Source organism: Pseudomonas sp. RIT-PI-o, assembly GCF_001297215.1.
Lineage (GTDB): Bacteria > Pseudomonadota > Gammaproteobacteria > Pseudomonadales > Pseudomonadaceae > Aquipseudomonas > Aquipseudomonas moraviensis_A.
This window is the reverse complement of record NZ_LHPA01000005.1, coordinates 123,787-137,417: the sequence shown is the minus strand read 5'-3', so window position 1 is coordinate 137,417 and position 13,631 is coordinate 123,787. Positions and strand designations below refer to the sequence as shown.

The window sequence follows — 13,631 nt, the reverse complement described above, 5'->3', positions numbered from 1 at the left end:
TCAACCACGAGCCAGAACCTTGCGCAGCGCCTCGAGGAAACGGCTGTTTTCTGCCGGCAGACCAATGGTCACCCGCAGGTGGTTCGGCATGCCGTAATTGGCCACCGGACGCACGATCACGCCTTCGCGCAGCAAGCCCTGGAAAACCGGCGCCGCGACCTGGCCGAGATCGACGCAAATGAAGTTGCCTTTGGACTCGATCCAGCCCAGATCCAGCTCACGGAAACCAGCCTGCAACTGCTGCATGCCCGCTTCGTTGAGCTGACGGCTCTGCGCCAGATACTCACCGTCCTTCAATGCTGCACAAGCTGCGGCGAGGGCGAGGCTGTTGACGTTGAACGGCTGGCGAACGCGGTTCAGCACATCTGCCACCACAGGCGTCGACAAGCCGTAACCGACGCGCAGCGCTGCCAGGCCATAGGCTTTGGAGAACGTGCGCGACACCAGCAGGTTTGGATAAGCCGCGAGAAAGTCGAGGCCGTCCGGCAAGTCGCTGCCTTCGGCGTATTCGATGTAAGCCTCGTCGAGCACCACCAGCACGTGCTCGGGAACGTCCTGCAGGAACTCGTCCAGCGCTTCTGCGCCGAACCAGGTGCCGGTCGGGTTGTTCGGGTTGGCAATGAACACCACGCGGGTGTTGGCATCGATGGCCGCAAGCATCGCCGGCAGATCATGCCCCCAATCCTTGGCCGGCACGACTTTGGCTTGTGCGCCGACCGCCTGGGTGGCAATCGGATATACGGCGAAAGCGTGCTCGCTGAACACCGCATTCAGGCCCGGTGCCAGATAGGCACGGGCAACCAGCTCAAGAATATCGTTAGAGCCATTGCCCAGGGTGACCTGATTCAGCTCGACGCGGCACTGCTCGGCGAGCAGCGATTTCAGGGCGAAACCATTGCCGTCCGGGTAACGAGTCAGCTCCGCCAGCTCTTCGCGAATCGCCGCCAAGGCTTTCGGGCTGGCGCCCAGCGGGTTTTCATTGCTCGCCAGTTTGACGATTTTTGCCGGATCCAGATCCAGCTCACGCGCCAGTTCGTCCACAGGCTTGCCCGGAACGTACGGCGAAAGTTGTTGCACGCCCGGCTGTGCCAGAGCGAGGAAGTTGCCACTCATTTGCTACCGCCCCTTAGAGAACTGCTTTCGGGTAGGAACCCAGCACTTTGAGTGCTACTGCTTCCTGACTGATCTTTTCCAGCACACCTTTGATCAACGGATCACGGTGGTGGCCGACGAAGTCGATGAAGAACACGTAGGTCCATTTGCCGCTGCGCGACGGACGGGTTTCGATGCGGGTCAGGTCGATGCCATTGTCATGGAACGGCACCAGCAGCTCATGGAGCGCGCCGGGCTTGTTGCTCATCGACACAATGATCGAGGTCTTGTCGTCGCCAGTCGGCGGCACTTCCTGATTACCGATCATCAAAAAGCGCGTGGAGTTGTCCGGACGGTCTTCGATCTTCTCGGCCAGGCGCGTCAGGCCGTACAGCCCCGCTGCCATGTCGCCGGCGATCGCCGCGGAATTCCACTCACCCTTGACCCGCTTGGCCGCTTCGGCGTTGCTCGACACCGCGACGCGCTCGACATTCGGGTAATGCGCGTCCAGCCACTTGCGGCACTGGGCCAGCGACTGCGCATGGGAATAGATGCGGCTGATGCTGTCGGTCTTGGTGTTTTCGCCGACCAGCAGATGATGGTGGATGCGCAGCTCGACTTCGCCGCAGATCACCATGTCGTGCTCGAGGAAGCTGTCCAGCGTGTGGTTGACCGCGCCTTCAGTGGAGTTTTCCACCGGCACCACGCCGAAATTCACCGCACCGGCGGCGACTTCACGGAACACTTCGTCGATCGCCGCCATTGGCTTGCTGATCACTGCGTGACCGAAGTGCTTCATCGCCGCCGCTTGGGTGAAAGTGCCCTCAGGACCCAGATACGCCACTTTCAGCGGCTGCTCCAGCGCCAGGCACGAGGACATGATTTCGCGGAACAGCCGCGCCATCTCTTCGTTGCCCAGCGGCCCCTGATTGCGCTCCATCACGCGCTTGAGCACCTGAGCTTCGCGCTCGGGACGATAGAACACCGGCACTTCGCCTTCGGCCAGCGAGGCCATCTTCACGCGGGCGACTTCCTGGGCGCAACGCGCACGCTCACTGATCAGCTCGAGGACTTTGGTGTCCAGAGCGTCGATGCGAACGCGCAGTGCCTTGAGTTCTTGCTCGGACATCAGCCGTGTTCCTTCTCGAATTCCGCCATGTAGGCCACCAGCGCGTTGACCGCAGTGATGTCGACAGCGTTGTAGATGGAGGCGCGCATGCCGCCCACCGAGCGGTGGCCCTTGAGGTTGAGCAGACCGCGCTCGTCGGCACCGGCGAGGAACGGCTTGTCCAGACGATCGTCAGCCAGACGGAACGGCACGTTCATCCACGAGCGATCCGACTTGTTGATCGGGTTGCTGTAGAGGCCGCTGGCATCGATGAAGTCGTACAGGGTGCGCTGCTTGACGTCATTGAGCCTGGCGATCGCTTCGACGCCGCCCTGCTCTTTCAGCCACTGGAACACCAGACCGGACAGGTACCAGGCCAGGGTCGGCGGGGTGTTGTACATCGAGCCGTTGTCGGCCGCGACCTTGTAGTCGAGCATGGTCGGGCACAGCGAGCGGGCCTTGCCGAGCAGGTCTTCGCGGATGATGTTGACGAGGATGCCGCTCGGGCCGATGTTCTTCTGTGCGCCGGCGTAGATCATGCCGAAACGCGAGATGTCGACCGGACGCGAGAGAATGTCCGAGGACATGTCGGCCACCAGCGGCACGTCACCGGTTTGCGGGATCCACTGGAATTCCAGACCACCGATGGTTTCGTTCGGCGCGTAGTGAACGTACGCGGCGTCTTTCGACAGATTCCACTCGTTCTGGCCGGGAATGGCGAAATAGTCGTAAGGCTTGGCGGTGGCGGCAACGTTGACGTGACCGTAGCGCGAGGCTTCTTCGATGGCTTTCTGCGACCAGATACCGGTGTCGATGTAGTCGGCCGAACCACCTTCGGGCAGCAGGTTCAGCGGGATCTGTGCGAACTGCTGGCTGGCGCCGCCCTGCAGGAACAGCACTTTGTAGTTCGACGGGATATTCAGCAGGTCACGCAGATCCTGCTCGGCCTGGGTGGCAATGGACACGAACTCATCGCTGCGATGGCTCATTTCCATGACCGACAGACCCTTGCCGTGCCAATCAAGGAGTTCACCCTGGGCGCGCTGCAGGACAGCTTCAGGCAGCGCCGCAGGACCGGCGCAGAAGTTATAGGCTCGCTTGCTCACATCCAATCTCGCTCTGATTTGGTGGTATCACGCAATAAATCACACTACCGATCAACATGGCCCTGTGGGAGCGAGCCTGCTCGCGAATGCATCACCGCGGTGCTTCAGAGGTACCGCAGCGCCTGCTTTCGCGAGCAGGCTCGCTCCCACAGGGGGCTCCATGATGTCGAAAATTCATACCGGACAAATAACAAGGGGGCGAATTCTCATCCGCCCCCTCGTTTGTCCGCTTATTCCTGCGGTTCTTCGTCAGCTGCGGCGTCGAGTTGCTGGTCTTCACCTGCCTCGTCGATGCCGACGCTGCCTGCGAACTCCTCGCCCTCTTCACCTTCGAGCTCTTCGCCTTCGACTTCCGAAGGCTCCTGGACCCGCTCCAGCCCGACCAGGGTTTCATCCTTGGCCAGCTTGATCAGCGTCACGCCCTGAGTGTTACGGCCCAGGCTCGACACTTCGCCGACACGGGTACGCACCAGAGTGCCCTGATCGGAGATCAGCATGATTTCTTCACCGTCGAGCACCTGCACCGCGCCGACCAGACGGCCGTTACGCTCGTTGCTGACCATGGCGATCACGCCCTGGCCGCCACGCTTGTATTCAGGGAACTCGGTGATCGCGGTGCGCTTGCCATAACCACGCTCGGAAGCGGTGAGGATCTGGCTGCCTTCTTCCGGGATCAGCATGGAAATCAGCTTCTGCCCTTCCGGCAGACGCATGCCGCGCACGCCGCGCGCGGTACGGCCCATGGCACGTACATCGGACTCTTTGAAGCGGGTGACCTTGCCGCCGTCGGAGAACAGCATCACTTCGCGCTCGCCATCGGTGATGGCCGCAGAGATCAGCACGTCGCCTTCGTCCAGCTCCAGCGCGATCAGACCGACGCTGCGCTGACGGCTGAAGGATTCCAGCGGGGTCTTCTTCACGGTGCCGTTGGCGGTGGCCATGAAGATGTAGTGACCTTCGGTATATTCCTCGACCGGCAGCATGGTGGTGATGTATTCACCGTCATCCAGGGGCAGCAGGTTGACCAGCGGACGACCACGGGCCGCGCGGGATGCTTCCGGAATTTCGTAGGTCTTCAGCCAGTACACCTTGCCCTTGCTGGAGAACAGCAGCAGCGTGGTGTGGCTGTTGGCGACCCGCAGGTGAGCGATGTAGTCCTCGTCCTTGACGCCGGTGGCCGACTTGCCTTTGCCGCCACGACGCTGAGCCTGGTACGCAGCCAGCGGCTGGGTCTTGGCGTAGCCACCGTGGGAGATCGTCACGACGCGCTCTTCTTCCGGGATCATGTCACCCAGGGTCAGGTCGAGACGGGCATCGAGAATTTCGGTGCGGCGCACGTCGCCGTATTCGGCGCGAATCACTTCCAGCTCTTCGCGGATCACTTCCATCAGGCGCACAGCGCTGTTGAGGATGCGGATCAGCTCGCCGATCTGGTTGAGGATCTCCTGGTACTCGGCCAGCAGCTTCTCGTGCTCCAGACCGGTCAGGCGGTGCAGGCGCAGTTCGAGAATGGCTTGAGCCTGTTCTGGCGAAAGGAAGTACTTGCCTTCGCGCAGACCGTATTGCGGATCGAGGTTTTCCGGACGGCACGAATCGGCACCGGCACGTTCAACCATCGCCACCACTGCCGAGGATTCCCAAGGCGTGCTGATCAGCGCTTCCTTGGCTTCCGACGGCGTTGGCGAGGCCTTGATCAGGGCGATCACCGGGTCGATGTTCGACAGGGCAACGGCCTGACCTTCGAGAATGTGCCCGCGCTCGCGCGCCTTGCGCAGTTCGAACACGGTACGGCGGGTGACCACTTCGCGACGGTGACGGACGAAGGCTTCCAGCAGATCCTTGAGATTGAGGATGCGCGGACGGCCGTCGATCAGCGCGACGATGTTGATACCGAACACCGATTGCAGCTGGGTCTGGGCGTAGAGGTTGTTGAGGATCACCTCAGGCACTTCGCCGCGACGCAGTTCGATCACGACGCGCATACCGTCCTTGTCGGACTCGTCACGCAGCTCGGTGATACCTTCGAGCTTCTTCTCCTTGACCAGTTCGGCGATTTTCTCGATCAGACGCGCCTTGTTCAACTGGTAAGGCAGTTCGGTGATGACGATCTGCTGACGGCCACCGACCTTGTCGATGTCTTCGATGATCGAGCGGGCACGCATGTAAATGCGCCCGCGACCGGTGCGATAGGCTTCGATGATGCCGGCGCGACCGTTGATGATCGCGGCAGTCGGGAAGTCCGGACCGGGGATGTATTGCATCAGCTCATCGACGGTCAGCTCGGGGTTGTCGATGAGGGCCAGGCAACCGTCGATGACTTCACCGAGGTTGTGCGGGGGAATGTTGGTCGCCATGCCCACGGCGATACCGCTGGAACCGTTGACCAGGAGGTTCGGTACGCGGGTCGGCATGACCGCCGGGATCAGTTCGGTGCCGTCGTAGTTCGGCACCCAGTCCACGGTTTCCTTGTGCAAGTCAGCCAGCAGCTCGTGCGCCAGCTTGGTCATGCGCACTTCGGTGTATCGCATGGCCGCGGCGTTGTCGCCGTCGACCGAACCGAAGTTGCCCTGGCCGTCGACCAGCAGGTAGCGCAGGGAGAAAGGCTGGGCCATACGAACGATGGTGTCGTACACGGCAGTGTCGCCGTGCGGGTGATACTTACCGATCACGTCGCCGACGACACGGGCAGATTTCTTGTACGGCTTGTTGTAGTCGTTGCCCAGCTCGCTCATCGCGAACAGTACGCGACGGTGCACGGGCTTGAGGCCATCGCGCGCATCCGGCAGTGCACGGCCGACGATCACGCTCATTGCGTAGTCGAGGTAGGACTGTTTCAGCTCGTCTTCGATATTGACCGGGAGGATTTCTTTGGCCAGTTCGCCCATGAGAAGCCTGATTCCTTTTTCTGGTGAAACTTCGTCATATCCATGTGGGAGCAACGAAGCTCGTCGGGGCCGGCCGAGTGCCATGCGCCGACTTACGACAAATCAACATTGGATCGCGGATTTGCGCAGTAAAGACAGCTCCGTGGAGCCGCCTCGGAAAACGCCGGATGTTATCACAAAGGCCGCCACGCACCTATCCCCCAGATGCGCATGGAGCATAGTTAGTTGACCGATGACAGGCTTGAGGGGGACGAGAGAGGCTCAGAGCTTCGTTGAACGTGAAATCTCGGCCTGAATTGGAGTTGTTTATTGACTTTACCGGCCTCTTCGCGAGCAGGCTCGCTCCCACAATGGTCTGTGGCGATCACGAAACCTGTGGGAGCGAGCCTGCTCGCGAAGGGCTCAATGCAAGACCAGAGCCTGTCAATGCAGGCGCTTGCGGCACATCAGCTGGGCCATTTTCGCGGTGTCCGGCCGCTCGACGATGCCTTTTTCGGTGACGATCGCGTCGATCAGATCCGCCGGAGTGACATCGAACACCGGGTTGAACGCTTCAACGTCGGCACCGACGCGTTTGCCGCCAACTTCCAGCAGCTCGGCGCCATCACGCTCTTCGATCGGGATGTCATCGCCGCTGGCCAGATTCATGTCGATGGTCGAACTCGGCGCCACCACCATGAAGCGCACGCCATGATGCATGGCGTTCACCGCCAGTTGATAAGTCCCGATCTTGTTCGCCACGTCGCCATTGGCAGTGATGCGATCAGCGCCGACGATCACCCAGGTCACGCCTTTGGTTTTCATGATGTGCGCGGCGGCGGAGTCGGCGTTCAGGGTCACCGGAATGCCTTCGTTGGCCAGCTCCCACGCGGTCAGCCGCGAGCCCTGCAGCCACGGTCGGGTTTCGTCGGCGTAGACGCGCTCGACCATGCCTTCTATATAAGCGGCGCGGATCACACCCAGCGCAGTACCGAACCCGCCGGTCGCCAGCGCGCCAGTGTTGCAGTGAGTCAGAATGGCCTGAGCGTTGCCCTGATGCTTGCGAATCAGATCGACGCCGAGTTGCGCCATGGTCAGGTTGGCTTCGCGGTCGCTTTGGTGAATGGCGATGGCTTCGGCCTCGAGCGCCGCCAGCGGATCGGCGTTGCTCTTCAAACGATCCAGGCGATCGTGCATGCGGCCTAGCGCCCAGAACAGATTGACCGCAGTCGGCCGCGAATCCGCCAGCAGGGCAAAATCCTCTTCCAGCGCCGCGTACCAGTCGCCACCCTCGGCAATCCGCGCCCGCGCCGCGAGGACGATGCCATAGGCCGCGCTGATGCCGATGGCCGGCGCGCCACGCACGACCATCGAGCGAATCGCCTCGGCCACGCCGGCGGCGCTGGTGTAAGCGATCCAGGTTTCCTCGAACGGCAAAATACGCTGATCCAGCAGGTGCAGCGCGCCATCACGCCAATCGATGGCCTTCACTTTCTCCGCAGCCAACAGTCGATCGCGCATCCCACACCCCGCACTCATGAACAAAAGCCGCCGATTATAGCGATCCCCCCGCGAAGACGCTCGGGTATACTTCGCCATCCTTTACAAAAGCACTGGAACCGACCCTCGATGCCGAAACCTGCCATTGCGCTCGACCTGTTATTGCTGCCGACTTGGCTGGTTCCCGTCGAACCTGCAGGCGTGGTGCTCAAGGAGCACGGCCTGGGCATCCGTGATGGTCGCATCGTATTTATCGGCCCGCGGGCTGAAGCATTGAAGTGTAACGCCACGCAAATCCGTGAACTGCCGGATATCTTGCTGGCGCCGGGGCTGATCAACGCCCACGGCCATGCGGCGATGACACTGTTCCGGGGCCTGGCCGACGATCTGCCGCTGATGACCTGGCTGGAAAATCACATCTGGCCGGCCGAAGGCAAATGGGTCGATGAAGACTTCGTCCGCGACGGCACCGATCTGGCGATCGCCGAGCAGATCAAGGGCGGCATCAGCTGTTTTTCGGACATGTATTTCTTCCCGAAAGTCGCGAGCGAGCGCGTGCACAACAGCGGCATCCGCGCGCAGATCGCCATTCCGATCCTCGATTTCCCGATCCCCGGTGCCAGCAGCGCCGACGAAGCCATTCGTCAGGGCGTCGAATTGTTCGGCGACCTCAAGCATCACGAACGCATCAAGATCACTTTCGGCCCTCATGCACCCTACACCGTCGGCGATGAGAACCTCGAGAAAATCAGGGTGATCGCCGAGGAGCTGGACGCCTCGATCCACATGCACGTGCACGAAACCGCATTCGAGGTGCAGCAGGCCGTCGAGCAGACAGGCGAACGGCCACTGGCGCGCCTCGCTCGCCTTGGCCTGCTCGGCCCGCGGTTCCAGGCCGTGCACATGACCCAGATCAGCGATGACGACCTCGCCCTGCTGGTAGAAAGCAACAGCAGCGTGATCCACTGCCCGGAATCCAACCTCAAACTGGCCAGCGGCTTCTGCCCGGTCGAGCGTTTGTGGCAGGCTGGGGTCAATGTGGCTGTCGGCACCGATGGCGCGGCGAGCAACAATGATCTCGACCTGCTCGGGGAAACCCGCACTGCCGCCCTGCTGGCCAAAGCCGTCGCTGGCTCCGCCACCGCGCTGGATGCCCATCGCGCCTTGCGCATGGCCACGCTGAACGGCGCCCGTGCATTGGGCATCGAGACGCAGGTCGGCTCGCTGGAGATCGGCAAGGCCGCGGACATCGTCGCTTTCGACCTGTCCGGTCTGGCGCAGCAACCGGTGTACGACCCGGTGTCGCAGTTGATCTATGCCACCGGGCGCGATTGCGTGAAACACCTGTGGGTCGCCGGCAAACAACTGCTCGACGATCGGCGCCTGACCCGCATGGACGAACAACAGCTGGGCGAGACCGCCCGCCACTGGGGCCAGCGCATCAGCGGCCATACCGAATCGTAAACACCGCGGCGCAATATCCGCGGCTACAGCCCTTTTCAGGTTTTTCGAGGAATTGAACATGAGCAACGTCGACCACGCCGAAATCGCCAAATTCGAGGCCCTGGCCCATCGCTGGTGGGACCGCGAAAGCGAATTCAAGCCACTGCATGACATCAACCCGCTGCGGGTCAACTGGATCGACGAACGGGTCAACCTGGCCGGCAAGAAAGTCCTCGACGTCGGCTGCGGCGGCGGCATCCTCAGCGAAGCCATGGCCCAGCGCGGCGCCACGGTGATGGGCATCGATATGGGCGAAGCGCCGCTGGCGGTCGCGCAACTGCATCAGCTGGAATCCGGGGTCAGCGTCGAATACCGGCAGATCACCGCCGAAGCCCTCGCTGACGAGATGCCCGAGCAGTTCGACGTGGTCACCTGCCTGGAAATGCTCGAGCACGTGCCGGATCCATCCTCGGTGATCCGCGCCTGTTTCCGCATGGTCAAGCCGGGCGGCCAGGTGTTCTTCTCGACCATCAACCGCAACCCGAAGGCGTATCTGTTCGCGATCATCGGCGCCGAATACATCATGAAGCTGCTGCCGCGCGGCACCCATGATTTCAAGAAATTCATTCGCCCGTCCGAGCTCGGCGCGTGGAGCCGCATGGCCGGCCTGACCGTCAAGGACATCATCGGTCTGACCTACAACCCGCTGACCAAGCACTACAAGCTGGCCAACGACGTTGACGTCAACTACATGATCCAGACCCTGCGCGAGGAATAAGCCGATGGCCATCAGAGCGGTACTTTTCGACATGGACGGCACCCTGCTCGACACCGCGCCGGACTTCATTGCCATCTGCCAGGCAATGCGCGCCGATCGCGGTTTGCCGCCGATCAACGACAAGCACATTCGCGATGAAATCTCCGGCGGCGCCAAGGCGATGGTCGCAGTGACGTTCTCGATGGACCCGGAATCGCCAGGCTTCGAGGAGCTGCGCCTGGAGTTTCTCGAGCGCTATCTGGTCGGCTGCGCAGTGCACAGCAGACTGTTCGACGGCATGAGCGAACTGCTCGCCGACATCGAAAAGGCCAATCTGATCTGGGGTGTGGTCACCAACAAACCGGTGCGCTTCGCCGAGCCGATCATGCAACGTCTTGGGCTGGCCGAGCGTTCGGCGCTGCTGATCTGCCCGGACCATGTGAAGAACAGCAAGCCGGACCCGGAGCCGTTGATCCTCGCCTGCAAGATGCTTGATCTGGATCCGTCGACCGTGCTGTTTATCGGCGATGATCTGCGCGATATCGAATCGGGCCGCGACGCCGGCACCAAGACCGCTGCGGTGACCTACGGCTACATTCACCCTGATGACAACCCGCGGCATTGGGGCGCGGACGTGGTCGTGGATCACCCGCTGGAGTTGCGCAAGGTGCTCGATAGCGCGCTGTGCAACTGCTGACCAAAATCAAAAGATCGCAGCCTTCGGCAGCTCCTACAGGAGAATGCATACCCATGTAGGAGCTGCCGAAGGCTGCGATCTTTTAAGGACTATGAGGTTTTTATGTTTGATTACACCGCTCGCCCCGAATTGCTCAAGGACCGGGTCATCCTCGTCACGGGTGCCGGTCGTGGCATTGGCGCGGCTGCGGCGAAGACCTATGCCGCACACGGCGCCACCGTGCTGCTGCTGGGCAAGACAGAGGCCAATCTGACCGAGGTCTACGACGAGATCGAAGCGGCCGGTTATCCGCAGCCGGCGGTGATCCCGTTCAACCTTGAGACTGCCCTGCCCCATCAGTACGATGAACTGGCAGCGATGATCGAAACCGAGTTCGGCCACCTCGACGGGCTGCTGCACAACGCCTCGATCATCGGCCCACGCACGCCGATCGAGCAACTGTCCGGCGAAAACTTCATGCGCGTCATGCAGGTCAACGTCAACGCGATGTTCATGCTGACCAGCACCTTGCTGCCGCTGCTCAAGCTGTCCCAGGATGCTTCGGTGGTGTTCACCTCCAGCAGCGTCGGGCGCAAGGGCCGTGCGTATTGGGGCGCCTACGGCGTGTCGAAATTCGCCACCGAAGGCCTGATGCAAACCCTGGCCGACGAAGTCGAAGGCGTGGCGCCGGTGCGCTCCAACAGCATCAACCCCGGCGGCACCCGCACCAGCATGCGTGCGCAGGCGTACCCGGCGGAAAATCCGCTGAACAACCCGACGCCGGAAGAGATCATGCCGGTGTATCTGTACCTGATGGGTCCCGACAGCACAGGCGTCAATGGCCAGGCTTTCAACGCTCAATAACGCCATACGTCGCATTTGTTGCCGCGGCAGAATGCTGTCGCGGCAAACCATTGCCGCTCAGAAGCGTCACAAAGCCGCCAATTACCCAGCGCTAGACGCTGGCACCTTTCAGCAAGTCATTGATTCGAAAAGCTTTAAATAAAATCGAACCGAATGGCACGGGTTTCGCTCTAAATTCCCTCAAAACATGCCGTGTGATGGCCATGGGGCAACGCCGATTTCGATAGCTGACTGATCGTCCTGCGGCAGACTAAACTTACGCCAAACGTCCTACGGGACTGATGGATCAGTACGACGCGCAGCCCATAGCCGCTCTCACCCAGCCTGTAAGACAGACTTACTGCTTAGGGGCTCACGCCATATGAAATCTCCTTCCCAGACCCATGCAATTGACTTTGACAGTGCCAAATTGCAGCGCCTGGGCTTCGGTCAACTACCGGCGCTGATCGAGCGCCCGACCAGCCTGGCGCAATTGCGTCAGCAAATGAGCCTGCAACTGCAAACCAGCCTTGAGCCACAGCGCATCCTTGGCCTCTTTTTCCGCGAAATTCAGCGCCTGGTGCCGTTGGACGCGCTGAGCTACGTGCATAAGGCCAGTGATCTGCGCCTGGAGTTCGGCGCGCGCGGCCACCATTCGGTCAGCTACACCCTGAGCCACGAAGGCGAGCACATGGGCGAGCTGGTCTTCCGCCGCAATCAGCGTTTCAACGACAAGGAACAGGGCGATCTCGAGTCGCTGCTGTCCTGCCTGCTCTATCCGATGCGCAACGCCCTGCTCTATCGCGCCGCCACTCAAAGTGCCTTGCGCGACCCGTTGACCGGCGCCGGCAATCGCGTGGCGATGGAGCAGACCTTACAGCGCGAGATCGACATGTCGCGCCGCCATGTGCAGCCGCTGTCGGTGCTGATGCTCGACATCGACCACTTCAAACGGGTCAACGACGAACACGGCCACGGCGCCGGGGATGACGTGCTCAAGGCTATCGCAGCGTCGATCAAGGCGCAGCTGCGCAACGTCGACATGGTGTTCCGTTATGGCGGCGAGGAGTTTCTGATCCTGCTGTCCAACACCGGCCGTGAAGCGGCGGCGATGGTCGGCGAGCGTTTGCGCCAGGCGACGCAGTCGGAGGAATATTTCGCCGATGGCCAGTTGATCGAGATCACCGTGAGCCTGGGATGCTCGACGTTGTTGCCGGGCGAATCGGCGGACAGCTTGCTGCGCCGCGCGGACAGTGCGCTCTATGTCGCAAAGCGCGAGGGGCGTAACCGGCTGGCGATGGCCGGCTAGAAATCATTGTGGGAGCGAGCCTGCTCGCGAAGAGGGAGTGTCAGACAACGATTCGTTGAATGACCCACCGCTTTCGCGAGCAGGCTCGCTCCCACAGTTCTATCAGCTCTCGGTTACGGTCCTGCGCTCGCGGTTGACCAGCAACCGCTCCGACGTTTCAAGCTGCATGCACCGTTCGAGGAACAGATACATGTAGTCGTAGCTCTTGCAGATCGCCTGCCGCAGCTCGGCCTGCAAAGCCTTGGTCGGGTTCAGGCCGGCCAGGGTGCAGATGATTTCCAGCGCTTCCCACGGATGGGCATCATCGTACTGGGCGTGCATCTTCAACCACTTCATCGCGCGCTTGCGGTCCTCTTCCGGGAACGCCGCCGCATAGACCCCGGTCGAGCAGACCACCGCTGACCACTCCCCGGTCGCGCCCTCGATCGCATAGTTGGTCGCGGCGATCGCGACGATCAGCGAATCCGCCGAGCTGGTGTGCCAGCACCAGTGACTCAGGGCGTGCAGCTCCGGTGGCACTTGCTGAGCCTGGAGATCTTCGAGGCTGACGCCATGGGCGCGGCTCCAGTGCATCCAGTAGTCGGCGTGATTGAGTTCGACGCGGATGTTGCGCATCAGCCAGCGCCGCGCCATGTCCTCGCCGGGATGGCGGGCGAAACGGGTCTTGGTGAGGTTCTGCGCCATGTACAAGGCAAACTGCTCGACCACCGGCCAGCCGCCGATCAGGTACTGGCGCATGGTTTTCGCGCTGAGTTTGTTGTCACGCATGCGCTGATAAAGTTCATGTTCGACAACCCGGCGCTTGCTCTCGCTGCAATCCTTGATGAGCTGTTGTGCCCAGGCAGGATAACTTGCAGCTTCCATGAGGGGTCCGGTTCGGTTGAATGTGTCGATCACTGTTCGGCTCCTTTTGAGTTGTGATGGCAAGGATCG

The 13,631-nt window shown here is 61.4% G+C and carries 11 protein-coding genes; 5 read left to right on the top strand and 6 right to left on the bottom strand.

All coding sequences use genetic code 11. The features are described from left to right. The 5 genes from hisC to mtnA all read right to left on the bottom strand — a co-directional run bounded on the left by hisC (position 1) and on the right by mtnA (position 7,691). The gene (hisC, locus tag AEQ63_RS01200) at positions 1–1,113 is read right to left on the bottom strand and encodes a histidinol-phosphate transaminase (RefSeq protein ID WP_064361502.1); all 1,113 of its coding nucleotides are present in this window, start codon (positions 1,111–1,113) and stop codon (positions 1–3) included. 13 nt (positions 1,114–1,126) lie between these two features. Then, entirely contained in the window at positions 1,127–2,221 is a 1,095-nt protein-coding gene (pheA, locus tag AEQ63_RS01195; RefSeq protein ID WP_016770924.1) for a prephenate dehydratase, read from the bottom strand. After that, positions 2,221–3,306: a 3-phosphoserine/phosphohydroxythreonine transaminase gene (serC, locus tag AEQ63_RS01190; protein ID WP_064361501.1), complete on the bottom strand. Its 1,086-nt coding sequence runs from the start codon at positions 3,304–3,306 to the stop codon at positions 2,221–2,223. Before serC ends, pheA begins: the two co-directional genes overlap by 1 nt. Before the next feature lie 230 nt (positions 3,307–3,536). After that, complete coding sequence (gene gyrA, locus AEQ63_RS01185; RefSeq protein WP_064361500.1) at positions 3,537–6,191, bottom strand: DNA gyrase subunit A; 2,655 nt, start codon at positions 6,189–6,191, stop codon at positions 3,537–3,539. Positions 6,192–6,614: 423 nt separating this feature from the next. Next, entirely contained in the window at positions 6,615–7,691 is a 1,077-nt protein-coding gene (gene mtnA / locus AEQ63_RS01180; RefSeq protein ID WP_042607942.1) for an S-methyl-5-thioribose-1-phosphate isomerase, read from the bottom strand. Positions 7,692–7,799: 108 nt separating this feature from the next. Here mtnA and AEQ63_RS01175 point away from each other — a divergent pair, with 108 nt between their 5' ends. The 5 genes from AEQ63_RS01175 to AEQ63_RS01155 all read left to right on the top strand — a co-directional run bounded on the left by AEQ63_RS01175 (position 7,800) and on the right by AEQ63_RS01155 (position 12,698). Further along, positions 7,800–9,134 carry a TRZ/ATZ family hydrolase gene (locus AEQ63_RS01175; protein ID WP_042607943.1) on the top strand — a complete coding sequence of 445 codons (1,335 nt, stop codon included), beginning with the start codon at positions 7,800–7,802 and terminating at the stop codon, positions 9,132–9,134. A 58-nt stretch (positions 9,135–9,192) separates the two neighbouring features. Continuing rightward, positions 9,193–9,891: a bifunctional 2-polyprenyl-6-hydroxyphenol methylase/3-demethylubiquinol 3-O-methyltransferase UbiG gene (gene ubiG / locus AEQ63_RS01170; protein ID WP_024013875.1), complete on the top strand. Its 699-nt coding sequence runs from the start codon at positions 9,193–9,195 to the stop codon at positions 9,889–9,891. Positions 9,892–9,895: 4 nt separating this feature from the next. Further along, positions 9,896–10,567 carry an N-acetylmuramic acid 6-phosphate phosphatase MupP gene (gene mupP / locus AEQ63_RS01165; protein ID WP_064361499.1) on the top strand — a complete coding sequence of 224 codons (672 nt, stop codon included), beginning with the start codon at positions 9,896–9,898 and terminating at the stop codon, positions 10,565–10,567. Between the two features lie 102 nt (positions 10,568–10,669). Continuing rightward, positions 10,670–11,410 carry a YciK family oxidoreductase gene (locus AEQ63_RS01160; protein WP_064361498.1) on the top strand — a complete coding sequence of 247 codons (741 nt, stop codon included), beginning with the start codon at positions 10,670–10,672 and terminating at the stop codon, positions 11,408–11,410. Positions 11,411–11,771: 361 nt separating this feature from the next. Further along, entirely contained in the window at positions 11,772–12,698 is a 927-nt protein-coding gene (locus AEQ63_RS01155; protein WP_042607945.1) for a GGDEF domain-containing protein, read from the top strand. A gap of 102 nt (positions 12,699–12,800) precedes the next feature. Here the strand turns inward: AEQ63_RS01155 and AEQ63_RS01150 are convergent, their stop codons facing one another. After that, on the bottom strand, positions 12,801–13,562 hold the full coding sequence (locus AEQ63_RS01150) for a TenA family transcriptional regulator (RefSeq protein WP_371919864.1): 762 nt from the start codon (positions 13,560–13,562) through the stop codon (positions 12,801–12,803). Positions 13,563–13,631: the final 69 nt, after the last annotated feature.

Excerpts from the sequence above, each read along its gene's own strand:
- hisC (WP_064361502.1), bottom strand. The coding sequence starts at position 1,113 with ATGAGTGGCAACTTCCTCGCTCTGGCACAGCCGGGCGTGCAACAACTT.
- pheA (WP_016770924.1), bottom strand. The coding sequence starts at position 2,221 with ATGTCCGAGCAAGAACTCAAGGCACTGCGCGTTCGCATCGACGCTCTG.
- gyrA (WP_064361500.1), bottom strand. The coding sequence starts at position 6,191 with ATGGGCGAACTGGCCAAAGAAATCCTCCCGGTCAATATCGAAGACGAG.
- mtnA (WP_042607942.1), bottom strand. The coding sequence starts at position 7,691 with ATGCGCGATCGACTGTTGGCTGCGGAGAAAGTGAAGGCCATCGATTGG.
- AEQ63_RS01175 (WP_042607943.1), top strand. The coding sequence starts at position 7,800 with ATGCCGAAACCTGCCATTGCGCTCGACCTGTTATTGCTGCCGACTTGG.
- ubiG (WP_024013875.1), top strand. The coding sequence starts at position 9,193 with ATGAGCAACGTCGACCACGCCGAAATCGCCAAATTCGAGGCCCTGGCC.
- mupP (WP_064361499.1), top strand. The coding sequence starts at position 9,896 with ATGGCCATCAGAGCGGTACTTTTCGACATGGACGGCACCCTGCTCGAC.
- AEQ63_RS01160 (WP_064361498.1), top strand. The coding sequence starts at position 10,670 with ATGTTTGATTACACCGCTCGCCCCGAATTGCTCAAGGACCGGGTCATC.
- AEQ63_RS01155 (WP_042607945.1), top strand. The coding sequence starts at position 11,772 with ATGAAATCTCCTTCCCAGACCCATGCAATTGACTTTGACAGTGCCAAA.
- AEQ63_RS01150 (WP_371919864.1), bottom strand. The coding sequence starts at position 13,562 with ATGGAAGCTGCAAGTTATCCTGCCTGGGCACAACAGCTCATCAAGGAT.